Source organism: Paenibacillus sp. YYML68 (assembly GCF_027923405.1).
Classification (GTDB): Bacteria; Bacillota; Bacilli; order Paenibacillales; family NBRC-103111; genus Paenibacillus_G.
Genome location: NZ_BQYI01000001.1, coordinates 498068 through 522971, shown reverse-complemented (window position 1 = coordinate 522971; position 24904 = coordinate 498068). Strand labels below are relative to the sequence as shown.

Genomic DNA, 24904 nt, shown 5'->3' with positions numbered 1-24904 from the left:
CCAAGCCTCCCAGATTGGGTGACTGTGAACGATGTAGATTGCATGAATTCGTTTACAATAAATCCTTTATGTGGTAGTTTATAGAATGAATTGATAATCAATCATGGTGTCTTACATCAATACTATCGAGGAGTATCGCCGTACAATGACAAAGCTATTGAAAGCAAGTCTTGCTTTGGGTCTCGCATTATCTATTTCTTTCGTCGCATCTGCTGCTATTCACGAGAGTAAAGTCGTAACTACTCAAGGCAGCTTATTCCATGTAGCTCCAGTTAAAGGTTCAGCTGCGAACAGCTCTGAATTCAATCCATTTGACGTTGTTATGATTAATCATGTGCGCCACTCAAGTACATCCGCCTTCGATATGACGTTTACGTGTGACCCTGACAATGGGACTGAAATGACCGTCTGGATACAGAACAATGGCAGCTCATCGGTTAAAATGAAGGTCATCCATGTCTCGACCAACTTGGATTACGGCTATGAAACGGTTGCTGCCGGAGATCAGTTAACCGAGCATTTTCATATGGAGAATGGCAAGGGGATCTATGGAAAATTCAGAGTCTATGTTACAACTGATGACGGTAGCACTACGGACATCAACGTTTACGCACGGCAATATTAATAATGTGGGTCAAGCAATCTAATATTGATATTGTGCACCCCAATACCAAAATGAAGCGTTACCCTTGGAGTAGCTTTTGACATCAATAATGATATGGTCCGTGTTCACTTGCGCGATACGTATTTTATGTTTACATTCACTAAAATCATTAAACTCCATAAGATCTGAAGTTCCGTACATATGCTTTTCACCACCGTATACTGGATGAATAAACAAATCGCAGCCATTACAAAATAGAGAAATTCTAAATACTCTCTTGGAAGACTATAACCATGGAGTAGCTTTTGTATGACTGATACTTGTTGCGTAGTCGCAGGCTCTCTAAACTTACAAGCATACTGATCTACATCCCCCCTCACTGTATTGAATTTTAAGAAGTCCTCCATTTGTGTCTATGCGATTTTTTAGTGATAGTAATATCTTGTGGACATTATTCATACTGAACCCCTTTATCTTTTTCCTTAAAGAGCCTATTCAAAAAGCTAATAAAATCGAAAAAACAAAAATGCACCGCGGCGAAAAATGGTAAAATGGAAGTACCCCTACCACCAAATTAACCATTCGCGAGGTGCATTTTCATGGACTTACAGCTTGAATTGCTGCCCTACCACTACTATAACACACTCGGCTTTGATGCAGAACTCATTGATTACATCGACCATGTTGATGACTCGAGTGTGCTGAAGAAGACCGCTCCGCTTTACAAGAAAGGCGGACGTCCTCCGATCGATCCGAGAGTCTGCTTTCGGATGCATTACCTCTATTTCACACGACCAGAGATCTCCTCGTTCCGGGAACTGGTGAGGCAATTGAGAGAGCCGAAGAATCAAGCATGGCGCAATTTAATCGGCGCCCCTAATTTAGACAAGGTACCGTCTCACAGTTGCCTGAGCAACTTCAGGTCCAAGGTCAACACTGAGTTGTTTTATGCCATTCTTTTTGATCTCATTGCTCAGGCATTGCAACTAAAAGACTTTCTATCACCGATGCTTACAGGCATCGATTCCAGACCTGTTTGGGCCAACGTCAACGGATACAAGCACAAACGTTGTTCATGTCCAGATCAGAACACATGCGAATGTGTAAAGACGTTTTCCGATCCGGATGCGACGATCGGCGTGCAGCGAACGAGGGCGAACCAGAACAAGTTTTTTATCGGCTATCGAAAACATTCCATCATCTGTCCCAGCCCAAAAGGGCCGATTGTCTTGTTCTCGATCATTCTGCCCAATGATACAGCAAACGTCAAGGTGATGCTGCCGCTCGTTGAATTGATGACGCAGATTGACGGACTGAAGGTCGATTATCTTGTGGCAGACTTGGGTTACTTCGATGCCGACGATCAGAAAGAAGCGCTTTTGTAGCATGATGTAGCCGTACAAACACGAAAATACCCGAGCACTGCTCCCCCGAAGGAAAGCCGAAATGCGAGCAGGGTCACGATCTTGTGTTCGACGGATTTGATAAAGATACAGCGAGTGATTGGATATCACGATAAGGCAAGAACTTTTACTGTGTTTATCTATCTTGCTCCATTTTTTAACGAATGCCGCAGCAAGAGAGTGGGAAGGCTATCGGGCCTGTGTCGATAAAGCAGCTGAATGCGGTTTGCCAACGTTCAACCACTCTACCTTCTCCAAGAAAGCGTCCGACGTTCCTTTTCAAACGTCTGTTTGAGATCCTTGTTTCCAAGTGTAATCAGTCTACTAGGCGAAAGCTCGGGGTCCCAACCTCGCTGCTTCTCGTCGATTCGACAACCATTATGGCGGGCGAGACCCGATTACCCTGGGCGGTGTTCCATGGAAAGCGATCAGGAATCAAACTTCACGTAGCTTACGATGTGGTGGCCAACATGCCTACGAAAGTCATCGAAACGAAGGCTACCAAGCATGACGGGCCGATCGGTGAAAAGCTTGCCAATCCTGATTTTATCATCGTAGAAAATCGCGCTTACGGGAAGATTGAGCGATTCGATACCTATGCGCAGCAAAGCCAATATTTCGTGATACGTATCAAAGAAAACATGACTTTGGTGACGCCGCATTCTTTGCAGCGCCAATCCGTAGAAGGCTTCAGTGTCACGCGTGACATCACATGCCGATTGGGCACCGAACAATGTCGATCCGAAAAACGACATCGTGTCGTGTTTTTTCAAGATGACCATGGTCATGAGATTCGAGTTGTAACGAACTTGTTGCACGTATCGGCTGAACATATCGTAGCGATCTATAAAGCACGTTGGGGCATAGAAGTATTCTTTCGATGGATCAAATAACATTTGAATGTACCCACCTTATTTGGTACAACAGAGAATGCGATATATATCCAATTATTCGCCGCTTTAATTGCCTATGTCCTTCTCCAATGGTTGTATAGCAGCACCAAGCTATTTATTATAAAGTGCTAATCACTGGCTCTCGTTTCGTTCACTCGCTTATTTCTTCTGGATAGGCTATCTCCCGAATGGATAGTCGCCATTTCTATGCTTTAGACAAATGCAAGAAAAATAGTCGCCTAATATCTGGTTAATTAACAGGCCTGTAAGAGAATGTTTCAAAGGATAATAAAGCGAAACTTCTCCTCTGGCAACTAACAACACTAGGCTATGATGTGAATATCATAGCGGATCCAGAAGCCTCATAATTACTCATTTTTTCAAATTGGGGCCAGGAGCGAAAAACGAAAAATGGCCATTCCGGGCATCCTATTGCGTTCTTTCAGGTTCCTCCGAATCAAGTTCTATGGTAGACTTGACTCTGTTAATTGACAATCGTGTTATGAAGTCATCAATTTCCCATCAGAGATCGTAATAGTGTGGTCACATAATAATTCAATATCTTCTTTGTTGTGTGATGTCATAACTATCAATTTCTGCTCCGTTTTTAGTTTTTTTAGGACGTGTCTTAATGTTTCCACAGAACTCTCATCTAAGGCATTAAAAGGTTCATCTAGAATGATGAATTGCTGATTCTCCATCATAGCCTGAATAATACCTAACTTTTGCTTCATCCCTAATGAGTACTCTTTCATTTTTTTTCTTGACCTCCAATCTAAATCAAACAAACCCATGTACGATTGGATATCTTCATTGCTAGTCACATTTCTAATTTTCGCTAACATTTGTAAGTTCTCATAACCCGTAAGATGCTGGTGAAAGCTAGGTTTTTCAAGTAATACACCTAAGTGGTCTGGAAATGATTTATCTTTTCCTAATACCTTTCCATTTACCCTGACTTCCCCTATGGTTGGCAGGATCAAGCCAGCAAGCATCCTTAAAAACATAGTCTTTCCGCTTCCGTTCTTTCCGATAATTCCATATATATTGCCACTTTCCAATAGGGCATTTATATTATCTAGAACCTGGATGTTGCCGATGGATTTAGAAAAGTTTATAACCTCAATCTTCATATGAGGACAACTCCTTCTTACGGTTTATTCTTGTAATAAGGACAACTAACTTGAACGCAAATAATATATTCAAAATAACGTTAAGAAGTGTACTTGTAGGATTACTAAATTGAGGTAAGATAAATATCAATCCCCCCCTATGATGACTAGTCATAGCTAAAAAGATAGCAATTCCCCCCATAATCATATAGGTGCTTGTTTTCGTCAGTTTCAGCAACAGACAGACAAAAATTAAAATCAATATGATACAAAACAAATAAATTCTCCCTATAACAACAAGAGCATGCATATTAAATACTTGAACCATCGTAGAAGCGCCAAAGCAAAAATCTAGAAGCAGCCATACCGTGTAAAACATCATCACGAATACTGCTGTTATTATAAAAATACCCTTTATTAGGGCTTTCAACCAATTGTCTTTGCTGCCATACCGAACAGACAAGCTATCTGAGTTGTCTATATAGAAAGAAATATAGTGAATATTTATATACTGTAACCATGCAATTACCATGATGAATAAAGCTTTTAACTTTACACCGTATAAAGGCTTGCCTCCGAAAATGATTTGGAACATAGTTACAAAGTCACTGTTGTTGCCGTTCATTCTTAGGTATCCATACGCAATAATAATGCCAATCAAAATTATGAATACAGAAGGAGTCATACTTTTCAACACAGCCATCACAAAAAATCCCTCTTATCACTAAACCAAATATTCAAAAGTGCAGTAAGCACAATTAAAATCAAAATAATCGGATAGCTCACCAGCCCCGTATAAAAGACCCATGAAAATATCAAGTTAATTTCCAATAAAAAAAACTTACTAACATAAGGCTTGAGCAATAAGAGATCTACAGTCATCATCAACAAAGTAAATATTTTGCAATATTTACTTAAAATATAGTTTTTTGACCATTTCATACAGGACATTATGTTGATAAAAAGAATAATTCCGAGTAAATATCTGATATAGAAATCTATTAATTGTACGATGTAATTATTTTCTTTGAGTAACAATGCTCCAAGTACTATAAAAGTGTACATAATATTCAAATAAATAAAACCTTGTTTATAGTATCTTAACAACTCTATGCGGAGAATCTCTCTTCGACTTCCTAGCCTAATGTAAGATAAGTTGTGGAGATATCCTCCTTCGATAACTAATCCAATAATCATGACGGATACAAATTGAAAAACGAAAAATTTATCAAAAAACCATTGATTAAACCAAGCATGGCCATTTGACAATTTCACTATAGCTATTAAGGCAGTAATTGAAATATAAATTGTAAATAATAATTGAAATGTACGTCTACTCATAACAATCTCTCGATCTAAAATATATTATACTTATAAATAGTAAGTTCATTATGATCCAGCCTCCTATAACAGTAATTACATTGTCCCATGTAATTATAGTGGTTAATGCACTAACCGCTCTGGGCTGGAGTATCATTCGGATATTATATGAAAATAAAATTGGAAAAGAATCAAAAATAAAGCTAATACCATATAGAGTAATGACAGGAACTAAAAGTGCAACATATCTGATTGAAATTTTAAATAACATACTCATACAAAGCGAGAATATAACAAATGTTGACATTGCGAGAGCATTTAATAAACTGTAGATATGAGCCATATTTATTGGGTTTGACATAAAAGTTGTATACACAAAACTGTTTTCTTGTGGAACTAGGAAATTATAGTACTCTGTCATGACCATCGTATCAGGAAAGAGCATGTAGGTTACAAATAAATTTATCTCTAAAACAGATAACAATATAACAAATGAAAATAAGCCTGTGGAAAGAAACTTTGAGAACAAGTACTGATTTTTATTTTTTCTAATAATTTGATACATATACATCGAAGTATTTATATCATCGTAGTAGATTAATCCGGTTAATAATACTGCGATAATCCAGAACAACATATTATATACGTTGTTTCCCCAACTTACGGAGTTCATTAGCATCCAAAACTGAAATGGATTCTGTCCAATTGTCTGCGCAGTACCAATATCTTTAGAAAACTGCATATATACTGTAATTGGGTCTCCTATGGCTATAACAAGCAGTAACATAACGGTAGCTATTACTTGTTTGCTTGTCATCAGCCTTTTGAGGTCTATCCTAAAGTAGTTCATATGCCCCCCTAGTGAATGCTGTTTTTCGTAACGCAATACAATTCGTTTTACAAGAGGCGTACTACCCCCCCTTGTAAAACGAATCCATATTGATCGCAGACCTTATTTGATCTGGTAGTCTTTGTCGCTTATAATGCTCTCGTTAAAGTATTTAAGTTTAGTTTGGACTCCATTCACCCTCTACAGAAACTGTCGAAGTTGTATAAACAGGGTTATCACGATTTAAGGTAACGTTATCACCTTTAGCAGGAGTTGTAGTATAGGCAGGAGTATGCCAATTAGAATTTGCCGATACTTCAGTATACGGATTGGAGTAGTTTTCTCCTTGCCAACCTGCTTCTTCCGTCCATGCTCTAACTGATGAGTAGCCGTTTGATAGTTTAGTTACTTTAATACTAAAGTACTGAACAGTATCCTGCGCGTTAGCTCTCCCTACTGTACTCACCTCAGTGTCTCCCTGTTTTGCAGGTAGAGTTCCACTAAATGTAGTCGATGCAGCAAACGCAGATGTTGAAAACAACATGGACAATACTAGAGCACCCATAGCTAACTTACCGTTAATATTCATAAAATATCCACTATCTTCTTTCAATAGTAAAATTTGGGATCCCACTTCATAGTAAATTTACTCTTTAATTTTGTCAATACTATATTACAAGATTTAGACCTATTGATTAATCACTACATGATAGATAACGAGCTGCCCACCTCCACCACCGAGAAGTACCGGCTGTATGCCTTCAACCGATCCCTCGCCGTCGTCCCTCTCGCATACAGCTGCTCCTGGTCGCCCCAGCCCGCCAGGCCAATTCGAATCATACCTCCCACCTCGCTCCTTTTATCATAACGACCATGAATCCCATTCCCACTTTATACGTACGATATGATCAGCAGCCGCAAGGAGGAATTGTCGATATGGACGTTAACACGCATCCCAACCTCTCATCATCGTCATTGTACCGAAATACAGAATCGAACGAAACGCTCCTCACCATGCTCCGGGAAGTCGAAGCGTGGGAGAAGGAGCAGAAGGATCTGTGGCTGTGGGAGCGAATCGGCCGCCTGCCCTTCAAGCTGCTCGATCGGCTCACCCCGCAGTCGCTGCAGACGAAGCTCGCCGAGGCGCTCGATGAGATCGGCAGCTACGTGCAGACTGGCGGTCAGCATCTCATCTCAGACAGCAGCGTGCTGCGACGGCTGAAGCAGGAGCTGAAGGACGCTTCACCTGAATACGCACCGCACGCCGAGAAAGTGAAGACCGCGTCGCCTGAGCAAGCACCACACACCGACAATCTGACGCACGCTCCACCTGAGCAAGCACCACACGCCGAGGAACTGACACTCGAGCGCGTCAAGCTGCTGCCGCTCACCGTCATGAACCGCGCCGCCGACAGCCTCGCCCGCAGTCGCAAGACGCTCGCCACCGCACAGGGCGCGACGACCGGCTTCGGCGGACTGTTCACGCTCGCCATCGACATCCCAGCCATTCTCGGCCTATCGCTGAAGACGATCCAGGAGATCGCCATGACGTACGGCTACGATCCAAAGCTCAAGGAGGAGCGCGTCTTCGTCATCAAATGTCTGCAGTTCGCCTCCGCCGATTACGTCGGCAAGCAGGCGGTGCTGCAGGAGCTGTCGGTGTACGGTCAAGCGCATGAGCACGCGGAGCAGCGTCGGGAGGCGCTGTCCCAGCTGCAAGGATGGCGCGAGGTCATTACCGCCTACCGCGACAACTTCGGCTGGAAGAAGCTGTTCCAGCTCGTGCCGATCGCCGGCATGCTGCTCGGCGCCATATTGAACCGCAGCACGCTCCACGATGTCGCAGAGGCGGCCACGATGCTGTATCGCAAGCGGCGCATTCTGGAGCGGCTTCACGCCCAGACCGAGACATGACGCGTCGCACAGCATGCCCAAGTAGCAGAGGATGACCTGCGCCACGCCCACACCGCACGCTCGTTCGATGTACGCAAACGTTTCATCCAACACATCCGTTCGACACATACGACAATTGAGCGAGGCCTTCAGCTAATTGCTCGACTGAAGGCCCCGCTATTTTCGCACCCTATACGATTCACGCCTGCACTGACCGCTCCTGCACCCATTCGGTGAACAGCTCGTAGTCCGCCTCCACCTGATACGCATACGCGGACGCCCAGCGCGCCACGAAGGCGCTGAACGACTGCTCGTCCTCGCCGATCGCCTTCGCGATCTCGTCCTCGCTGTGGTACTCGATCAAGCTGTGTGCCATATCCGCATCGGCCCGCGCATGCAGCTTCGCTGTGATGCGGCCCATGCAGTCCAGCACCTCCACGAGCTCCTCCGCTCCCGCCAGCTTCTCCAGCTTCAGCTTCTTCTTGTACGGCGAACGCTCGCGCACGTAGAACTGCCGGTCGCCCATCGACAAGTACCCGAGGAACGGGTCCGCCTCATGGTGCATCATCTGCTGCGTCACCGTCACCCGCTTGCCCTGATGGGCGAAGCGCTCCCAGAACGGCTCGTGATACGGCATGAAGTAGGCCGGCACCGGAATGCGCACCTCCTTCACCTCGATCACGCGGTCCTCCGGCGACTGCTCGCCGCCCTCTCCCTCGATCAGCACGTAGTAGCGGTCCAGTCCGATCGACGCCGTACCGGAGCCGTGCTTCACCGCTGCGTCCTTGATCGCATAGCTGCTCGCAGGCCGCAGCGCGTCGGGTTCAATCGTCGCCAGATAGTCCGGCCACGCCTCGTCCAGCTGCCGCCGCTCCTCCGCGCTCAGCACGAGCAGCTCCTCGCTGCGCACGAACGTACGCTCATCCCTCGTCAGCATCGTCACACCCTCGAGGAACTGCGAGGCCGCGCGCTTCTCCGCCTTCTTCAGCAGCTTGCGAATCGGCCCGGTCGCGTGCTCCTTATCGAACACGAGCGTCCGCGGATCGTCCTTGCGACGGGCGAAGCGGCGAATCTGCTTCACATAAGCATCCGTATACGCCGTGATCGCCTGATGCTCATCCTCGCCGCCAAGCCCTAGCTGACGCGCCACGAGCGCAATGCTTACGCTCATCCGCAATATATCGAACAAGTAAGAGCCCATATAGCCCTCGTCAAAATCATTCACGTCATACACCAGACGACCCAGCTCGCTCTGGAACACACCGAAGTTCTCGAAGTGCAGATCGCCCTGAATCCAGGTCGGGTAAGCGTCTGGCGTATGATACGGGAACCACTCCCGGCTCGTGTCGAAATAGAACAAATACGCGCTCCCCCTGAAGAAGGAAAAGGAGCTCGCCCCCATCTTCGCATACTTCGCCCGGCGGCCCTCCTCGGCAAGCTCCATCAGCTCCCCGTCAAACTCATCGAATATGCGCTGCAGCAGCAGCTTCCGCAGCTTGCGGTGCGTGCGCTGCACGCGCATAATTTTCTCCTCTATAGGCATCCGATCGGCTCCTCTCCACGCATCAACGAACACGAGCTGCCTGCTGGCAATTCCGTCATTATGCCTCATCGTAGCCGATCCAGAAAGCTAATGTCAACGCGGTCTAGTCCATTCTAGCCCATCGAGGCGAAGAACGACTGCACCGCCTGTCGGACGGTATCGGCGAGCGACTTCACCTCACTGGTCACACTCGCCAGCTCCTGCCGCATACTGTGCAGAACGCCGGTCTGCTCTTGCACCGCCTCGGTCTGCGCCTTGACGGCCTCCGTTTGCTGCGTAACCGCCTGCCCGACATCCTCAAGCCCGCCGAGCAATGCCCCGAGCATCACCGCGATCACCCCGACGCCGAGCACAGCAGCGACCAGCCACACCCACCGCCAGCCGCGGGCTTGCGCCCGATGTCGCTCCTCAGCCGCCTCACGGCGACCTGCTGCATACGCCTGCTCCAGCATGCTCTGCTGATCGTACGCCCCGCCTCGCCCATACGAGCCCGCCTCATCACGCTCGACACCTTGCTCACGCGCTCCTCTGCCCGCCTCCTCAAGCCTATCCGCCTGCTCATGCGATCTAGACGACTCGTACCTCCTCTGAGGGTCATAGGCCCTTTCCTGCTCGTACCTCTGCTCATTTCCAGCGTTATCATTCGTATTCATCGTGATCCCTCCTCCACATTTTGCGTACCAATGGTTCGTCGGGCGTAGTAGAGCATTCGTCATCGGTTGTCATTTTATGGGGGCAAAAACGGACTAACCCTCGTCCAACAGCACCTCCTGCGAGCGAATGTCGCGAAAAACCATTATAATCCACGGTAAAATTGTGTATTATAAGGAGTAATAGATTTACGGTCTTATTGCGATACGATATTGTCACGTAGAGAGAGGTTGATACCACCGTGGAGAGAACGAAACCTGCGCCTGCTTCATCTAATCATTTCATTAAGCAAATCGTCGCTGAGGATCTCAAGTCCGGTAAAGTGAAGGAGATCGTCACGCGCTTCCCGCCGGAGCCGAACGGCTACCTCCATATCGGACATGCGAAGTCGATCTGCCTCAACTTCGAGGTCGCCGATGAGTTCAACGGCCGCACGCATCTTCGCTTCGACGATACGAACCCGCTGAAGGAGGATACGGAGTACGTTGAATCGATTAAGGAGGATGTGTTGTGGCTCGGCTTCGATTGGGAGAAGCTGTTCTTCGCCTCCGACTTCTTCGAGGAGATGTACAACCGCGCCGTGCTGCTGATCAAGAAGGGACAAGCGTACGTGTGCGATCTGTCGGCCGACGACATTCGCAAGACGCGCGGCACGCTGACGGAGCCAGGACAAGACAGCCCGTTCCGCAGCCGCTCCGTTGAGGAGAATCTCGACCTGTTCGAGCGCATGCGCAAGGGTGAGTTCCAGAACGGCGAGAAGGTGCTTCGCGCCAAGATCGATATGGCTTCACCGAACCTGAACATGCGCGATCCGGTGCTGTACCGCATCTCCCACGCGCATCATCATAATACTGGCGACAAGTGGTGCATCTACCCGATGTACGACTATGCGCATCCGCTGGAGGATGCGATCGAGGGCGTGACGCATTCGATCTGTACGCTCGAATTCGCCGACCACAGACCGCTGTACGATTGGGTCATCCGTGCCTGTGAGATGGACTGCGTGCCGCAGCAGTACGAATTCGCCAGACTGAACGTAACCAACACGGTGATGAGTAAGAGAAAGCTGAAGCAGCTCGTCGACGAGCAGGTGGTGGACGGCTGGGACGACCCGCGCATGCCGACCATCTCAGGCTTGCGTCGCCGCGGATATACACCGGAGGCGATTCGCGAGTTTTGCCGCGAGATCGGCGTCGCCAAGGCGAACAGCACGGTCGATGAGAAGCTGCTCGAGCACTTCATCCGCGAGGACCTGAAGCTGAAGGCTCCGCGCACGATGGCGGTGCTGCAGCCGCTGAAGATCGTCATCACGAACTACCCGGAGGGGCAGGTCGAGATGCTGGAGGCCGAGATCAACTCCGAGAACGAGGAGATGGGCGTTCGGCACATTCCTTTTTCCCGTGAGATCTATGTGGAGCAGGATGACTTCATGGAGGAGCCGGTCAAGGGCTACCACCGCTTGTTCCCGGGCAACGAGGTGCGTCTGAAGCACGCGTACTTCATCAAGTGCGAGGAGGTCGTGAAGGATGAGGCCGGTCAAGTGATCGAGCTTCGCTGCACGTACGACCCTGAGACGAAGAGCGGCAGCGGCTTCACCGGCCGCAAGGTGAAGGGGACGATTCACTGGGTCGAGGCGACTCAGGCGCGCAAGGCCGAATTCCGGCTGTACGAGCCGCTCATTCTTGATGCATCGGCTGGCGAGAGCGACAGCTTCCTCGACAACCTGAATCCGCAGTCGTTCGTGTCCGTGCAAGGCTATGTCGAAGATAACATGAAGGATGCAGCGGGGCACGACAAGTTCCAGTTTTTCCGTCACGGCTACTTCAATGTCGATCCGAAGCATACGAGTGCTGAGAAGCTCGTCTTCAACCGTATCGTCTCGCTGAAGAGCTCGTTCGACGCCACCAAGGGCAAGGGCTGATCCTGCCCCCTGTCTACTTGTCTACTGTCTGCATATGAATAGGGCCGTCTCTTCATCCGTTCCGACGGAGGGGGGGACGGCCTTCGTTATGTGCGCGCGTATAACTTAATTATTCCTTAACATATAGCCGGCAGGAAATACGAACATATGTGTGGAATTGGATATATACAACCTGTAGCACTTCATGGCAATCCCACTCCCCCTTGAAAGGATGTATTGGCCCATGATGTACCAAACAATCGCTGGATTCGAAGAGACGTGGCAGTTTGAAAGCAGCTCCACCCTGAAGGTGCTCCGCGCACTGACCGATGAATCCCTCTCTCAGGAGGTAGCACCCGGCCATCGCAAGCTCGGCGAGCTGGCGTGGCACCTCGTCACAACACTGCACGAGATGATGAGCCGTACCGGACTGACATTCGAGGCGCCGGGTGAGCATGCCCAGATGCCTGCTACGGCCGAAGACATCGTCCAGAGCTATGAGCGTGCCTGTGACTCCATGCTGGAGGCGATCCGCTCGCAGTGGACCGACGCGTCGCTGCAGGAGCTTGTGAACTTGTACGGCGAGCCTTGGCCGAACGGGCTGACGCTGCACATTCTGGTTGCGCACCAGATTCATCATCGCGGCCAGATGACCGTCCTCATGCGTCAAGCCGGACTGAAGGTGCCTGGCGTCTACGGACCGGCCCAAGAGGAATGGGCGCAGATGGCCTAGGCGTAAGCCCGTCGTTCGTCTGGAGACTGCCGCCGCTATGCGCAAGGCACCGAGTCACCGAGGAACGCAGCATACCGCTCCACACCGCAAGCGCCGCCCTCCCTCATGGGAAGAGCGGCGCTTGTTAGGATGCTATTGAATAGGCAGCCATGCGGCGCTAAGCCACGCGCGCTGCTCATCATTATGCGTTAGACCAGAACCGTGCTGCAGATGATCACAAGAAGAATGAACAGAACCAGAATGGCACCTGTCGTTGTATAGGCATTACCTGCGTGTGTCATGAATATCGTCCTCCTTGGGGAGCTGATTGACTTACGCTATATCCTATGCCTAGGGCGGACAGAACGAATGGGCTCGCGTCCAGCTGACCTCACTTTAGGCGCTTGCTAGCTATGGAGGCCCTCGACGACTCCACGCAGGAGAACCCGCTCATGCCGGGGCTGCTTCCCCCTGGGACCGTCTGAACCGTCTGGAGCGCTAAGACCGTCAGCCCACCGCTAGCGTTGCTCCCACCTATCGCGGCCGCTTCGGATGCTTCTTCATATCGCCATGAAGCTTCTTCCAGCGCTCCTTCTCCGCCCGCTGCAGTGAGCTGTCCGCCCGCCTCGCCTCATACGCCAGCTCCTTCTGCAGCTTGACGTAGCTCTGGTAGCGAGCGTCTGCAAGAGCGCCGCTCACCAGCGCCGCCTGTACGGCGCAGCCCGGCTCGCCCGCATGGCTGCAGTCGCCGAAGCGACACCGCGCAGCCACCTCCTCGACGTCGTCGAACGCAGCGGCAAGCCCGCTCTCCGCCTCCCACAGCTGCAGCTCCCGCATGCCGGGCGTATCGATCAATAGCGCGCCCGAAGGCAGCCGCACCAGCTCGCGGTGCGTCGTCGTGTGACGGCCGCGGTCGTCCCCTTCGCGGATCTCGCCGGTCCGTAGCAGCTCAGCGCCATACAGCTTGTTCGCGAGCGTCGACTTGCCCGCCCCGGACGAGCCGAGCAGCGCCACCGTCAGTCCCGGCTGCAGGTACACCTTCAGCGGCTCCAGCCCTTCATCCTTGACCGTGCTGAGCGCGTACACGGGCGCACCCGGCGCGATGAGCCGCACCTCGGACAGCCGATCCGCGACCGACTCGCACAGATCGGCCTTGCTTAGCAGCACGACAGGCTGTGCGCCGCTCTCGTAAGCAAGCGTCAAGTAGCGCTCCAGCCGCCGCACATTATAATCATGGTTCAGCGCGTGCACGAGGAATACCGTGTCGATATTGGCCGCCACGACCTGCTCCTGCACCGTAGACCCCGCCGCCTTGCGGGAGAACTTGCTGCTGCGCGGCAGCACAGCCTGAATCGTCGCCCGGCCCTCCTCAGGACGCGCACGCAGCACGACCCAATCACCGACCGCGGGATAATCAGCCCGGCCTACGGCTAGATGCATCATTTTGCCGGATACCTCGGCCAGCAGCTCGCCATGCTCGCTCCTCACACGGTACAGCCGCTTATGCTCCAGCACGACGCGCCCCGGCACACAGCCCTGCTCCTTCCACGGAGCGAACGGCTGCTCCAGCTCCTCGCGCCAGCCCCAAGCTCTCAGATCGATATCATTCAATCGTCGTACCTCCGCCTTCACGAATGCTGCACAGACGATAGCTGCATCGCCCTGCATGCTTCAGTATAGACACAGGCTCACTCCCTTACTATGGAAAAGACGGTTATAACCGAATAATCTGCTCGGTTACACCGCCTCCTTACTTCATATACCGTTTCTCCAGCCTCTTGCCAATGAACCACATCAGCGCCAGCACCCCAATAATGAGCGCCAGCTTCCACGGATTCCTCAGCATGCCCCCAAGGTCGCTACCGGCCATCGAGACGAGGAAGATCATGACGCCCTTGCCGAGCAGCGTCGCCGTGAAGAACGTATGGAACGGAATGCGCGACATGCCCGACACGATATTGACCAGCGAGGACGGCGTGAACGGGAAGCAGGCGAGCAGGAAGATCGACGTGAAGCCGTGCTTCTCCAGCCAATGAATCAGCTTCTCCGTCCGCGGCAGACGACTCTCCAGCATGCTGCGCAGACGACCACCCAGCGCCCGCACGATGGCGAATACGCTAATGGAACCTGCTACGACGCCAATCCACGAGAGCAGGAACCCTTGGCCTAGTCCATAGGCGTTCACATTCGCAACGAGTATTGCCACTAACGGCAGCACAGGGAAGAATGACTCGAGCATCGGCGCGACGATTCCCGGAATCGGGCCCAATGACTCGTACTGCTGCAGCCAGTGCTGTATATCTTCCCACCTGATCGAGGTCAGCTTGTTCGTCCAATCCATAGCTCAGTTCCCAACCACCTTATGCTTGTACTTCCTTCACTATAAGCGATGGAGCTGCCTAGAAGCAAAGTTATTCTCCTTCCCGCCGCACGAAAAAAAAGCACCCGTTCGAAGCCGCCGCTTACGCTAGCCAGCCTCGTCAGGCACTTTGGAGTGCATGTTAATTTTTAATTAAGAAGCCATATCAACCTCGTTCAAATAAAGAGCCAGCAGTCCGCCTTCCTCGACCTCGATGCGGAATGTCTCGACACAGCCCTCATCCGGAGCCTGCACAAGACCGTCATTCACGTCGATCTTCCAGTCATGCAGCGGACAGAAGACATGATGATCGCACAGAATGCCTTCGGACAGCTTGCCGCCCTTATGCGGGCACTTGTTCTCGATCGCCTTCAGCTCCCCCGTGGACAGCTTGAAGATCGCGATTTCCTTCCCGCCGGCTACGACCACCCGCGAGCGCTTCTCCATAATATCGGACATGTGACCCACGATAATACGGTTCATATCGACTCAGTCCTTTCGAATATAAATTTAGCCAATCCGTCTATGCTTCTGCCCCGTTACTCTGCCGCTGCCGCTACCTCGACCTCAGCCAGCACCTCGAACGTCGCCTTCAGCTGCTCGGTCTCGATAATTTCCTTCCATGGGTCCTTCATCAGGCTCAGCGTATGCTCGATCCGCTCGACGAGCGCCTGACGATCCTCCGCCTTCTCCAGCGCCTGCTTGATCGCATCAAGCCCCATACGCTCCGTCCATTCGGACGTACGCTCGTTGAACTTGCCCGTCTCGCGGTAATATTGCAGGAACGCGCCCGTCCATTCCAGCACCTCGTCGCTCGTCTTCACCTTCACGAGCAGGTCGCCGCCTCGCAGCTTCGTACCGCCGTTGCCGCCTACGTACAGCTCCCAGCCTCCATCAATCGCGACGACACCGAGGTCCTTGATCAGTGATTCGGCACAGTTACGCGGGCAGCCGGATACTGCCATCTTCACCTTCGCCGGTGTGTTCAGACGCTCGAACTTCTTCTCCATGTCGATGCCCATCTGGATCGAGTCCTGCGTGCCGAAGCGGCAGAACGTGTTGCCGACACACGTCTTGACCGTACGGAGCGCCTTCCCGTATGCGTAGCCGGAAGGCATGTCGAGCTCCGCCCATACGCTAGGCAGATCCTCCTTCTTAATACCGAGCAGGTCGATCCGCTGTCCGCCGGTGAACTTCACCATCGGCACCTCATACTTCTCCGCTACCTCGGCGATCTTCTTCAAATCCTGCGGCGTCGTGACGCCGCCATATATACGAGGCACGACCGAATACGTGCCATCCTTCTGAATGTTCGCGTGGTTACGCTCGTTGACGAAGCGGGATTCTCTCTCGTCCTCATGCTCAGCCGGCCATACCATACCGAGGTAGTAGTTGAGCGCCGGGCGGCACTTGGAGCACCCTTCCGGATTGCTCCACTCGAGCACGTTCATCACCTCGCGGCTCGTTGTCAGACTCATGCTGCGAATCGACTCGACGACCTCGTCACGCGACAGCGATGTGCAGCCGCAGATGCCTTCCTTGACCGTCTGCACGCCGTCTGCGCCGAGCACGAACGACAGCACATCAGCGACGAGCGGCTTACAGCCGCCACACGAGGCCGACGCCTTCGTGCATGCCTTCACATCGTTGACGCTGGAGCAGCCCTTCTCGTTGATCGCACTGACGATCGCACCCTTGGATACGCCGTTACAGCCGCAGATGATCTCATCATCTGGCATCGCCGCGACCAGCTCAGCGCCAGACTTCTTCGTGCCTCCGCCGCCTTCGCCCAGCAGCACTTCCTTCTCCTTGCCCGTCACGTCCTCGCCCTTGCGGATCATCGCGAAGATGCGGGAGCCGTCGCTCGTGTCACCGAACAAGACAGAGCCGATGATCTTGCCGTCCTTAATGACGACCTTCTTGTAGATGCCGTCGAAGTCGTCCTGTACGCGTACCGAGCGCGTGCCCGGGGCATCGACGAAGTTACCAGCAGAGAACACATCGACGCCGGACACCTTCAGCTTCGTCGACACGACGGAGCCTTGGTAGCCTTCCGTCTCAGCGCCTGCAAGACGCTTCGCCAGCACAGCGCCCTGCTCATAGAGCGGAGCGACGAGGCCGTAGGCGATGCCGCGGTGCTCGGCGCACTCGCCAACCGCGTAGACGCTTGGAACGTCCGTCTCCATGTAGTCGTTGACCACGATACCGCGATTCACCGTAATACCTGCCGACTTCGCAAGCTCGACGCTCGGCTTAATACCGACCGCCATGACGATCAGATCCGCATCGACTGACGAGCCGTCCTTGAACTTGAGGCCGGTGACGCGGTTTTTGCCCAGAATCGACTCGGAGTTCTTCTGAAGCAGGAACTGCATGCCTTGCTGCTCCAGCTCCCGCTGCAGCATGAGCGCTGCGGTCTCATCGAGCTGACGCTCCATCAAGTAGTGGTGGATATGAACGACCGACACTTCCATGTTGAGGTTCAGTAGGCCGCGGGCAGCCTCCAGACCGAGCAAGCCGCCACCGATGACGACGGCCTTCTTGTATTGCTTCGCCGCCTCGATCATCGTCTCGCAATCTTGAATATCTCGGAAGGCGATGACGCCTTCCTTATCCGCACCTGGCAGCGGCAGCATGAACGGCAGCGAGCCTGTCGCGAGAATGAGCTCATCGTAGGCGACTGTCAGCCCCCGGTCCGATGTGACCGTCTTGTTCACGGTGTCAATCTGATTCACCTCGTGGCCGGTATGGAGCGTGATGCCGTTCTCCTCATACCAGGACCAGTCGTTCAGCACAATATCCTTCATGTCCGAATCGCCAGCCAGTACCTTGGACAGCAGAATCCGGTTGTAGTTCGGATGAGGCTCCTTACCGAATATCGTCACTTCATATTTGTTCGGAGCGATCTTGAGCAATTGCTCGACACAGGATACGCCAGCCATACCATTACCAACGAGAACGAGCTTCTTCTTCATCGTACTCACACTCCATCATGTAATAATATCTAACACAAACGCTTGTCGCGACAGCTTAACATAGGGACTTTGAGTAGAAAACTTCGACTAAGTAAGATTATCTAACATTGTTCTGTTACTTAATAATATAAGCGATACGTCACATGATTGACAACACTTTTATGTAAATTTTCATAACATTATTTCTTATGGACTTTATAAAAAAGCTTAATATCTCTCTTTGGAGTCAGGTATTCTTACATTCAAAGCTTATTGTACGGCACAGAACGGAATAAAAGATGAGCAATCACGTCTTTATTGATGGCAGGTCGAAGGTAAGAACTCAGATATAGGGTACTTGTGGATCATGCTAACCATGACAGCAGGCCAATGAGCGTCTACGCTTACGGAACGAGGAGGCGTTATTCGGTGAAAATGGGGCTGTATGGACCGTTAACGGAACGCAGAGACGTTATTGTTCAGCTTCTGTACCGTCTCGACCTCATAATGGTCATATAGCGACGATGAGTTCCGTTAGCAGCTGTAATCGTCTCGAAACGGCAAATTAAGGCCTCTGAGTTCCGTTACGAGGAGAAATGGATGCAAAAAAGCCACCACGCATGTGGTGACACTAGAGCTTGAACGATATAACGGATGCAGCGGCATCAATGCTTGCCGAACCCTTTCTCGCACCAGATGCTCGATTCGAGAATGTCGGTAAGTGATCGCTTGGCCGCCGCTAATTTGTGCTGCGCTTCTTCGAGCTCGGCTATTTTGTCTCTAAGTATACGTGTCTGCTCTTCTCTCGTGAGCCCTTGCTTCGCGATCATCGACTTCACATCTTGTATGGAAAAGCCGACTGCAAGACACGTCTTCACAACGTCCAAGTGGCGAACAATGTCCGACTCGTAGATCCGATAATGATTGGAGTCTCTACGCATATATTCATCAGGAATGAGACCTGACTTCTCGTAATAACGAATCGTCGAGATCGGAAGCCCTGTCAGCTTCGCTACTTCGCTAATCCTCACAGCCATCTCCTCCATCTCATGAAGTCTCTTGCTATGAAGTATACTTCATGGTTTACGCTATGGGAAGTGATGATACGTGCACGATCTCACGAGTATACAAGAAGGAGCTGACCATATGAAAGAGTTAAGAGAGAACCAGCTTGAGAGCATCATGAAGGGCAGACGTTCCGTTCGAGTCTATCAGCCGAATTACCGGATACCAAGAGAGGAGCTGACTGCAATCATCGAGACCGCAGCCTCCGCTCCATCGTCGGCGAACCTCCAGCCTTGGCGGGTCGTCGTCGTGGAGAGTGAGGAAGGGAAGAAGAAGCTGCGTCCGCTCGTCATGTTCAATACGCGTCAGAACGATACGTCCTCCGCGATGCTGCTGATCTTCGCAGATACAAGATATTACGAGAACGCCGATTACATCTATAACCTTGCTGTGGAACAAGGCAAAATGCCGCCAGAGGTGCGCGACCAGCAGCTAGGTATGATCAAGTCGTACTTCCCGTCACTTCCTCCCGAGAAGTCCAGTGAGGTGACGCGCTTCGACTGCGGACTGTTCACGATGCAATTGATGCTGACGGCCAGAGCTTACGGGTATGACACGAATCCGATGGCCGGATTTGAGGCGGATCAGTTAGCCGAAGCCTTCGGCCTGGATGCCGAGCGGTACGTGCCTGTCGTCATCGTCTCAATTGGCAAAGCCGCAGAGGCAGGCTATCCTTCCGTTCGTCTGCATCCCGATCAGATTACGTTCTGGCGGTAAGGGTGACTGAAACGTAGCTGATCGTATAAAAATCCGCAGCTCCCTAAGGAAGCTGCGGATTTCACCTCACCCTAACCGACTTATATCGCAATCTCTCGGCGTAACGGCTGCGGCTGGCTGCACGCCTCGCACATACCGGATATTTCGAGATACACCTGCTCGGTGATGAACCCCGGCGGCAGCTCCTGCACAGGCTCAAGCCTTCCCGAGGCCAGAGTCGGGAGCGAGCCAGCAGCCGCATAGTCGGTCACACTATGACACGAGGTACAGTACAGATGATGGTGCGGCTGAACATTCGTATCGTATCTGGCGGTGCCTGTATGGTGAATGTAAAATTCCTTCACAAGACGCTGCTCGCGCAGTAATCTCAAGTTGTTGTATACCGTCGTAATGCTGACGACCTTCGGGTAATCGGCATAGATCGCTTCATACAGCTGCTCAGCCGAAGGATGCGACAGCCGCTCGTACAAATAATGGAGCAGCAGCTCGCGCTGCGTCGTCATCCGAATACCCAGCTCCTTCAGCTTCTGTATCGCCTCATTCCTAGTGACCTTCATGGGAGCTGTCCCCTCCTTCCTCTACGGGTGTTACCGCGCTATTCAGCCTTGCTGCAGGCTATTGAATAAGTGTTATTCCTTCGTCGGAGCGGCCGACATGAAGCCAGAGATGTCAATTCCAAGACCAGCGGCAATTCTAGCGCCGTACTCTACGTCTGCGCGGAAGAAGTTGCAGATCGCACGCAGCTGAATGTCTTGCGGCGTCGCCTTCAGATCGTTAACGAGGTTCGCGATCAGATTGTCGCGCTCCTGCGGCGTGAAGCTGCGGTACTTCTCCCCTGCCTGGGTGAAGTCGTCGGTCTTCGCAATGCGCTGGCGACCTGCCGCGCCGTGCAGCGGTGCGGTGCTGTCTGCGTATGCCGGGTCCTCCTTCGGGCTGTCGGAGAAGCTGTTCGGCTCGTAGTTGACCGGCGAGCTGTCCTGCTTCACGTTCATGAAGCCATCACGCTGATGGTTGCGCACCGACGCATACGGGCAGTTGACCGGAATTTGCAAATAGTTCGCGCCCAGACGGTAACGCTGCGTATCCGGGTACGAGAACAGACGGCCCTGCAGCAGCTTATCCTCGGAAGGCTCGATGCCTGGCACGAGCGCGCTCGGCGAGAAGGCGGACTGCTCGACCTCAGCGAAGAAATTGTCCGGATTGCGGTTCAGTGTCATCGTACCGATCTTGTGCAGCGGATACAGGTTCTCTGGCCACACCTTCGTCGGATCGAGCGGATCGAAGCTGTGCGCATCGAGGTCCTCGACCGGCAGTAGCTGCACATGCAGCTCCCATGCTGGGTAATTGCCTTCCGAGATCTGATCGTACAGGTCACGCGTCGCATGGTTGAAGTCGCGACCCTGCATGTCCTGCGCCTCGCTCGCCGAGAAGTTAACGACGCCCTGCTTCGACTTCCAGTGGTATTTCACATACGTGACCTTACCCTGTGCGTTGATCCACTTGAAGGCGTGTACGCCGAAGCCGTCCATCTGGCGATAGTTGGCCGGCGTTCCGTTATCGGAGAACACCCAAGTGAGCATATGCGTCGACTCCGGCGTGAGCGTCATGAAGTCCCAGTAGCGCGCAGGAGTCTGCACGTTCGTGTCCGGCGCAGGCTTCAGCGAGTGAACCATGTCCGGGAACTTGATCGCATCGCGAATGAAGAAGACCGGAAGATGGTTGCCGACGATGTCGTAGTTGCCCTCCTCGGTGTAGAGCTTCACCGCGAAGCCACGCGGATCGCGTGCGGTCTCCGGCGAGCCCACACCGTGAACAACGGTGGAGAAGCGAACGAATACCGTCGTCTTACGCCCAACCTCACCGAACAGATGCGCCTTCGTATAGGCGCTCATGCTGTTCTCCACGACGAACTCGCCATGGGCACCTGCGCCGCGTGCGTGCACGACGCGCTCTGGAATACGCTCACGGTCGAAGTGAGCGAGCTTCTCTAGCAGGTGGTAGTCCTCGAGAAGCGTCGGGCCGTTCGGACCGGCTGTGCGGGAGTTTTGATTATCGCCGACTGGGGCGCCTTGGTTCGTCGTTAAGCGGAATGGATTCATCGTTATCGAGCTCCTTTATATTTAGACTTGATCTAAATCCTTGGACTGATCATAACATTTCGCGTGCTGTCATTCATGAAGGCTGTATGAGCTTTTGATGAAGAAATGATGAAGGCTCGTGCAGTGTGCAATGTGGAGGTGTCCAAGGCCGCCAACGACTCGCATGACCTGCTAGCTATCGTTTGGTATACTGTAAGTAATAACCAAATAAGGGGTTGGGTGTGCTGATGTTAATTACTCCTGCAGGAATCATTATGGCTGCTGTTATCGTCATATTCATCGGTATGATCATTACGCTATTGATTCGGAGACGATAGGTGCTGCGAAGTATAAGCCGACGGTCAGAAGAGCACGTCCTACACACCGATTGGCTGCACAGAATAACATTAACCGTTTCTAGCAATGTGTAAACTTGGATGGTTGGCAAAACATAGAGTAGGTGGTGCTGTGGGATGCTGGAGGAGATACCTTATCATAAGAAGAATGGGTTCTTGTATGTATTCCTATCCTCAGAACGAGGAAGGTCTCTCATACTTACATTTCCATTGAAAAAATACGCATCCTTCGACCTTGCGCTGGAGCAGTGCATCCTGTTCGAGGTAGACGGTCATAAGGATTTCGATGCTTTTTCTCACCTATTACCAGCACAACCGGGCGTGAAGCTAAGTGAGGCTGGATATTTTGTTCAGGAAAGAGTCTATAATAGTCTGGTCATGCTTGTGATGCAGCTTGATGAGGTGTAGATCACGAGGAGGCTATACACGTATGAAAAGTCCACGATTGCTATTGCTTGCATGGATCCTCTTGCTTGCTCTGTCTACTTCAGGCTGTAGCAGCCAGAGTCCGAATCAACAGCTACCACACGTACCCGCAGCAAGCTCATCCCTAGCTCAGCTCTATCCGGGAGACCTGACGAGCATGGACCGAATCGATCTGAAGGATGGAGCCACAGGGCGTACCAAGACGTATCAGGATCAAGAGACCATACAAAAGTTCCTCGATAACATTAAACATATGGAGTTCACCGTCGACCCCAATCAAGAGCCTAAATCAGGCTATACGTTCATTCTTAATCTCTATGAAAACAATCAATTAAAGCTGTCCATGACCAATAATCAAATCGGCCACACGTACTATATATTCAATGAGAATCTACACAACAAAATGAAGGAGCTATACGAAAGCGGCAGCTAGCAATCAACGCTTCAATCGAACAATTGCCTGCCACCTCCCATATAGAAACGAAAAAGGTGCAGCCTCCTCTTGTCACCAAAGAGAAGTCTGCACCGTCGTTACTGTCGTTACTATAGTTCATAGCCTAGCGTGCCTTGCCAATATATCCATCTAGCTGCCCCTGCCCTAGCACCTCGCCTACTGCCCATCGGCCAGCCTGTAGCCTACGCCGCGCACCGTACTAATGTAAGCGGGAGCCGCGGCGGAATCGCGCAGCTTCTTGCGCAAGCTCTTCACGTGGACATCGACGACGTTGCTGCCGCCGAAATATTGACTGCCCCAGACGCCGTCCATGATCACCTCGCGCGACAGCACCTCGCCGCCCGCCTGCATCAGGAGCAGCAGCAGCTCGAATTCCGTCTTCGTCACGTCGACGCGCTTGCCCGACTGGGACAGCGTCATACGCTTCGGGTCGAGCGTGAGATCCTTGAACGTGTACACGCCGGACGTACCGCCGGAATGCTGTACACGGACAGACGCGTCGGTCGCGGCGTCACCAGACAGCCCCATCGACTCCGCCGCGGATAGACGCCCCATAATGCGCTCCACCGCCAGCATCCGATCTCGCGTCGAGACGACGAGCGAATGTGCAGGGAGCTGAGCAGCCAGCCCCTCGCGGTCAACGAGCCATACCAGCTGAGCACGACTGCCGCTATGCTGGGCCACGGCCTCCCGCAGTGCAGCAAGCTCACCAGCCGCCTCGGCTGCCGCCGCATCGAGGACGATCGCCTCTACCGGCAGACCACGCATCACGTCCGGCTCGAAGCGGTGGAACATCATCACATCGAGGCAGCGTGCGGACAGATCGCCCACGAGCTCATGCAGCCTCTCCGGGAAGACGCTGATCACAGCAAGACGCTGCGTCTTGCTGCAGTACGCGCCCGTAGGCTCCGGCAGCTCCCGTGCGGCCTGCTCCTCCCTCGGCGTCTTGGGCATCAGACGAACTGAGGCCAGCTCTATCACTTTGCGGCTGCTCTGCATCCCGAACACACTCCTTCGAATACCAGATGAGAATGATCGATCGTATAGCCCGTTTCTGCTTCTATCGCCTTCAGCCATTCGGCTGGCTCCTCCGTGTGCACTTCATCCACCTTGCCGCACACGGCACACTGAATATGATGGTGATTCTCCATACGCGCATCGTACCGACTGGATGCCTCTCCCAGCTTGAGCTCGCGGATCAAGCCCATGTCCGTCAAGTAGCGCAGCGAATTATAGACCGTGCCGTAGGCCAGATGCTGGCCCATCTCCCGCAGCCGCTCGATGACTTCTGCTGCCGTCGGATGGTCGTCGCTCTGAACCAATATATCGTAGATTACTTTACGCTGTGGGGTTAAGTTGAGTTTATTCATATGCGCCTTCTCCTGCGTTCATAATTGAATTTAGATTAAGTATAAATCTATATTCGCCATTGGTCAACCCAGACGTTGCCGCTCAGCACGACCGAGCATTAACCCAGAGAGCATATTCCCGTGCTGACAACCATCTAATTTCCGGGTGAAAAAAAACTCCCGACCCCAGCCGCAGGACAGCGGCTCGTTGGTCGAGAGCTTGAATAGGCGAAACGATCCTGCGGTGCAGAACGAGGCTACAGCTTCGGCTCAAGCCCCGATCCCG

26 protein-coding genes are annotated in these 24904 nt (G+C 52.0%); 9 read left to right on the top strand and 17 right to left on the bottom strand.

Translation table 11 applies throughout. From position 1 onward, the window contains the following. The first annotated feature begins 145 nt into the window (after positions 1-145). The 3 genes from PAE68_RS02300 to PAE68_RS02290 all read left to right on the top strand — a co-directional run bounded on the left by PAE68_RS02300 (position 146) and on the right by PAE68_RS02290 (position 2900). Positions 146-625 carry a hypothetical protein gene (locus tag PAE68_RS02300; protein ID WP_281883670.1) on the top strand — a complete coding sequence of 160 codons (480 nt, stop codon included), beginning with the start codon at positions 146-148 and terminating at the stop codon, positions 623-625. 578 nt (positions 626-1203) lie between these two features. Continuing rightward, a complete protein-coding gene (locus tag PAE68_RS02295) occupies positions 1204-1989 on the top strand; it encodes a transposase (protein ID WP_281883668.1) in 786 nt (261 codons plus the stop codon). 182 nt (positions 1990-2171) lie between these two features. Next, positions 2172-2900 (top strand): IS4 family transposase, encoded by a 729-nt coding sequence (locus PAE68_RS02290; RefSeq protein WP_281883666.1) that lies wholly within the window; start codon positions 2172-2174, stop codon positions 2898-2900. Positions 2901-3400: 500 nt separating this feature from the next. Here the strand turns inward: PAE68_RS02290 and PAE68_RS02285 are convergent, their stop codons facing one another. The 5 genes from PAE68_RS02285 to PAE68_RS02265 form a co-directional block, all read right to left on the bottom strand. After that, on the bottom strand, positions 3401-4033 hold the full coding sequence (locus PAE68_RS02285) for an ABC transporter ATP-binding protein (protein ID WP_281883664.1): 633 nt from the start codon (positions 4031-4033) through the stop codon (positions 3401-3403). Beyond that, positions 4023-4715: a hypothetical protein gene (locus tag PAE68_RS02280; RefSeq protein WP_281883662.1), complete on the bottom strand. Its 693-nt coding sequence runs from the start codon at positions 4713-4715 to the stop codon at positions 4023-4025. Before PAE68_RS02280 ends, PAE68_RS02285 begins: the two co-directional genes overlap by 11 nt. 630 nt (positions 4716-5345) lie before the next feature. After that, positions 5346-6182, bottom strand: a complete 837-nt coding sequence (locus PAE68_RS02275) for a hypothetical protein (protein ID WP_281883660.1) — start codon at positions 6180-6182, stop codon at positions 5346-5348. 157 nt (positions 6183-6339) lie between these two features. Beyond that, the gene (locus PAE68_RS02270; protein WP_281883659.1) at positions 6340-6774 is read right to left on the bottom strand and encodes a hypothetical protein; all 435 of its coding nucleotides are present in this window, start codon (positions 6772-6774) and stop codon (positions 6340-6342) included. 89 nt (positions 6775-6863) lie between these two features. Then, positions 6864-7001 (bottom strand): hypothetical protein, encoded by a 138-nt coding sequence (locus PAE68_RS02265; RefSeq protein WP_309299309.1) that lies wholly within the window; start codon positions 6999-7001, stop codon positions 6864-6866. A gap of 96 nt (positions 7002-7097) precedes the next feature. Here PAE68_RS02265 and PAE68_RS02260 point away from each other — a divergent pair, with 96 nt between their 5' ends. Further along, the gene (locus PAE68_RS02260; RefSeq protein ID WP_397378026.1) at positions 7098-8075 is read left to right on the top strand and encodes an EcsC family protein; all 978 of its coding nucleotides are present in this window, start codon (positions 7098-7100) and stop codon (positions 8073-8075) included. A gap of 178 nt (positions 8076-8253) precedes the next feature. Here the strand turns inward: PAE68_RS02260 and PAE68_RS02255 are convergent, their stop codons facing one another. Together PAE68_RS02255 and PAE68_RS02250 are read right to left on the bottom strand one after the other, a co-directional pair. After that, positions 8254-9597, bottom strand: a complete 1344-nt coding sequence (locus PAE68_RS02255; protein WP_397379365.1) for a DUF2252 domain-containing protein — start codon at positions 9595-9597, stop codon at positions 8254-8256. A gap of 113 nt (positions 9598-9710) precedes the next feature. Continuing rightward, positions 9711-10250 carry a hypothetical protein gene (locus tag PAE68_RS02250; protein ID WP_281883654.1) on the bottom strand — a complete coding sequence of 180 codons (540 nt, stop codon included), beginning with the start codon at positions 10248-10250 and terminating at the stop codon, positions 9711-9713. Positions 10251-10489: 239 nt separating this feature from the next. Between PAE68_RS02250 and PAE68_RS02245 the strand changes: the two genes are divergently transcribed. Then, positions 10490-12169, top strand: coding sequence for a glutamine--tRNA ligase/YqeY domain fusion protein (locus PAE68_RS02245; RefSeq protein ID WP_281883651.1), 1680 nt, complete (start codon positions 10490-10492; stop codon positions 12167-12169). Positions 12170-12395: 226 nt separating this feature from the next. Continuing rightward, positions 12396-12881 (top strand): DinB family protein, encoded by a 486-nt coding sequence (locus PAE68_RS02240; RefSeq protein ID WP_281890864.1) that lies wholly within the window; start codon positions 12396-12398, stop codon positions 12879-12881. 188 nt (positions 12882-13069) lie between these two features. Here PAE68_RS02240 and PAE68_RS02235 read toward each other — a convergent pair whose 3' ends face one another. From PAE68_RS02235 to PAE68_RS02210, 6 genes are all read right to left on the bottom strand, one after another. Then, complete coding sequence (locus PAE68_RS02235; protein WP_281883649.1) at positions 13070-13162, bottom strand: YjcZ family sporulation protein; 93 nt, start codon at positions 13160-13162, stop codon at positions 13070-13072. 232 nt (positions 13163-13394) lie between these two features. Next, complete coding sequence (gene rsgA / locus PAE68_RS02230) at positions 13395-14471, bottom strand: ribosome small subunit-dependent GTPase A (protein ID WP_397378023.1); 1077 nt, start codon at positions 14469-14471, stop codon at positions 13395-13397. A gap of 139 nt (positions 14472-14610) precedes the next feature. Further along, positions 14611-15201 carry a TVP38/TMEM64 family protein gene (locus tag PAE68_RS02225; protein ID WP_281883647.1) on the bottom strand — a complete coding sequence of 197 codons (591 nt, stop codon included), beginning with the start codon at positions 15199-15201 and terminating at the stop codon, positions 14611-14613. A 171-nt stretch (positions 15202-15372) separates the two neighbouring features. Beyond that, on the bottom strand, positions 15373-15702 hold the full coding sequence (gene nirD / locus PAE68_RS02220) for a nitrite reductase small subunit NirD (protein ID WP_281883645.1): 330 nt from the start codon (positions 15700-15702) through the stop codon (positions 15373-15375). 56 nt (positions 15703-15758) lie between these two features. Beyond that, positions 15759-18194, bottom strand: a complete 2436-nt coding sequence (gene nirB / locus PAE68_RS02215; RefSeq protein WP_281883643.1) for a nitrite reductase large subunit NirB — start codon at positions 18192-18194, stop codon at positions 15759-15761. 644 nt (positions 18195-18838) lie between these two features. Then, positions 18839-19210 carry a helix-turn-helix domain-containing protein gene (locus PAE68_RS02210; protein ID WP_281883641.1) on the bottom strand — a complete coding sequence of 124 codons (372 nt, stop codon included), beginning with the start codon at positions 19208-19210 and terminating at the stop codon, positions 18839-18841. Positions 19211-19319: 109 nt separating this feature from the next. Between PAE68_RS02210 and PAE68_RS02205 the strand changes: the two genes are divergently transcribed. Continuing rightward, positions 19320-19955 carry a nitroreductase family protein gene (locus PAE68_RS02205; RefSeq protein ID WP_281883639.1) on the top strand — a complete coding sequence of 212 codons (636 nt, stop codon included), beginning with the start codon at positions 19320-19322 and terminating at the stop codon, positions 19953-19955. Positions 19956-20035: 80 nt separating this feature from the next. On the opposite strand, the gene PAE68_RS02200 is transcribed toward PAE68_RS02205, so the two are convergent. After that, positions 20036-20512, bottom strand: a complete 477-nt coding sequence (locus tag PAE68_RS02200) for a Fur family transcriptional regulator (RefSeq protein WP_281883637.1) — start codon at positions 20510-20512, stop codon at positions 20036-20038. 72 nt (positions 20513-20584) lie between these two features. Continuing rightward, positions 20585-22054: a catalase gene (locus tag PAE68_RS02195; protein ID WP_281883635.1), complete on the bottom strand. Its 1470-nt coding sequence runs from the start codon at positions 22052-22054 to the stop codon at positions 20585-20587. Positions 22055-22506: 452 nt separating this feature from the next. Here PAE68_RS02195 and PAE68_RS02190 point away from each other — a divergent pair, with 452 nt between their 5' ends. Continuing rightward, positions 22507-22797: a hypothetical protein gene (locus PAE68_RS02190; RefSeq protein ID WP_281883633.1), complete on the top strand. Its 291-nt coding sequence runs from the start codon at positions 22507-22509 to the stop codon at positions 22795-22797. A gap of 175 nt (positions 22798-22972) precedes the next feature. After that, a complete protein-coding gene (locus PAE68_RS02185; RefSeq protein ID WP_281883631.1) occupies positions 22973-23248 on the top strand; it encodes a hypothetical protein in 276 nt (91 codons plus the stop codon). Between the two features lie 177 nt (positions 23249-23425). Here PAE68_RS02185 and PAE68_RS02180 read toward each other — a convergent pair whose 3' ends face one another. Next, on the bottom strand, positions 23426-24268 hold the full coding sequence (locus tag PAE68_RS02180) for a winged helix-turn-helix domain-containing protein (RefSeq protein WP_281883629.1): 843 nt from the start codon (positions 24266-24268) through the stop codon (positions 23426-23428). Continuing rightward, the gene (locus tag PAE68_RS02175; RefSeq protein WP_281883627.1) at positions 24247-24639 is read right to left on the bottom strand and encodes a Fur family transcriptional regulator; all 393 of its coding nucleotides are present in this window, start codon (positions 24637-24639) and stop codon (positions 24247-24249) included. Before PAE68_RS02175 ends, PAE68_RS02180 begins: the two co-directional genes overlap by 22 nt. Positions 24640-24904: the final 265 nt, after the last annotated feature.

What these genes read in the sequence shown, in the direction of transcription:
- PAE68_RS02300 (WP_281883670.1), top strand. Translation starts at nt 146, where the DNA reads ATGACAAAGCTATTGAAAGCAAGTCTTGCTTTGGGTCTCGCATTATCT.
- PAE68_RS02295 (WP_281883668.1), top strand. Translation starts at nt 1,204, where the DNA reads ATGGACTTACAGCTTGAATTGCTGCCCTACCACTACTATAACACACTC.
- PAE68_RS02290 (WP_281883666.1), top strand. Translation starts at nt 2,172, where the DNA reads ATGCCGCAGCAAGAGAGTGGGAAGGCTATCGGGCCTGTGTCGATAAAG.
- PAE68_RS02285 (WP_281883664.1), bottom strand. Translation starts at nt 4,033, where the DNA reads ATGAAGATTGAGGTTATAAACTTTTCTAAATCCATCGGCAACATCCAG.
- PAE68_RS02280 (WP_281883662.1), bottom strand. Translation starts at nt 4,715, where the DNA reads ATGGCTGTGTTGAAAAGTATGACTCCTTCTGTATTCATAATTTTGATT.
- PAE68_RS02275 (WP_281883660.1), bottom strand. Translation starts at nt 6,182, where the DNA reads ATGAACTACTTTAGGATAGACCTCAAAAGGCTGATGACAAGCAAACAA.
- PAE68_RS02265 (WP_309299309.1), bottom strand. Translation starts at nt 7,001, where the DNA reads ATGATTCGAATTGGCCTGGCGGGCTGGGGCGACCAGGAGCAGCTGTAT.
- PAE68_RS02260 (WP_397378026.1), top strand. Translation starts at nt 7,098, where the DNA reads ATGGACGTTAACACGCATCCCAACCTCTCATCATCGTCATTGTACCGA.
- PAE68_RS02255 (WP_397379365.1), bottom strand. Translation starts at nt 9,597, where the DNA reads ATGCCTATAGAGGAGAAAATTATGCGCGTGCAGCGCACGCACCGCAAG.
- PAE68_RS02250 (WP_281883654.1), bottom strand. Translation starts at nt 10,250, where the DNA reads ATGAATACGAATGATAACGCTGGAAATGAGCAGAGGTACGAGCAGGAA.
- PAE68_RS02240 (WP_281890864.1), top strand. Translation starts at nt 12,396, where the DNA reads ATGTACCAAACAATCGCTGGATTCGAAGAGACGTGGCAGTTTGAAAGC.
- PAE68_RS02235 (WP_281883649.1), bottom strand. Translation starts at nt 13,162, where the DNA reads ATGACACACGCAGGTAATGCCTATACAACGACAGGTGCCATTCTGGTT.
- PAE68_RS02225 (WP_281883647.1), bottom strand. Translation starts at nt 15,201, where the DNA reads ATGGATTGGACGAACAAGCTGACCTCGATCAGGTGGGAAGATATACAG.
- nirD (WP_281883645.1), bottom strand. Translation starts at nt 15,702, where the DNA reads ATGAACCGTATTATCGTGGGTCACATGTCCGATATTATGGAGAAGCGC.
- nirB (WP_281883643.1), bottom strand. Translation starts at nt 18,194, where the DNA reads ATGAAGAAGAAGCTCGTTCTCGTTGGTAATGGTATGGCTGGCGTATCC.
- PAE68_RS02210 (WP_281883641.1), bottom strand. Translation starts at nt 19,210, where the DNA reads ATGGCTGTGAGGATTAGCGAAGTAGCGAAGCTGACAGGGCTTCCGATC.
- PAE68_RS02205 (WP_281883639.1), top strand. Translation starts at nt 19,320, where the DNA reads ATGAAAGAGTTAAGAGAGAACCAGCTTGAGAGCATCATGAAGGGCAGA.
- PAE68_RS02200 (WP_281883637.1), bottom strand. Translation starts at nt 20,512, where the DNA reads ATGAAGGTCACTAGGAATGAGGCGATACAGAAGCTGAAGGAGCTGGGT.
- PAE68_RS02195 (WP_281883635.1), bottom strand. Translation starts at nt 22,054, where the DNA reads ATGAATCCATTCCGCTTAACGACGAACCAAGGCGCCCCAGTCGGCGAT.
- PAE68_RS02190 (WP_281883633.1), top strand. Translation starts at nt 22,507, where the DNA reads ATGCTGGAGGAGATACCTTATCATAAGAAGAATGGGTTCTTGTATGTA.
- PAE68_RS02185 (WP_281883631.1), top strand. Translation starts at nt 22,973, where the DNA reads ATGGACCGAATCGATCTGAAGGATGGAGCCACAGGGCGTACCAAGACG.
- PAE68_RS02180 (WP_281883629.1), bottom strand. Translation starts at nt 24,268, where the DNA reads ATGCAGAGCAGCCGCAAAGTGATAGAGCTGGCCTCAGTTCGTCTGATG.
- PAE68_RS02175 (WP_281883627.1), bottom strand. Translation starts at nt 24,639, where the DNA reads ATGAATAAACTCAACTTAACCCCACAGCGTAAAGTAATCTACGATATA.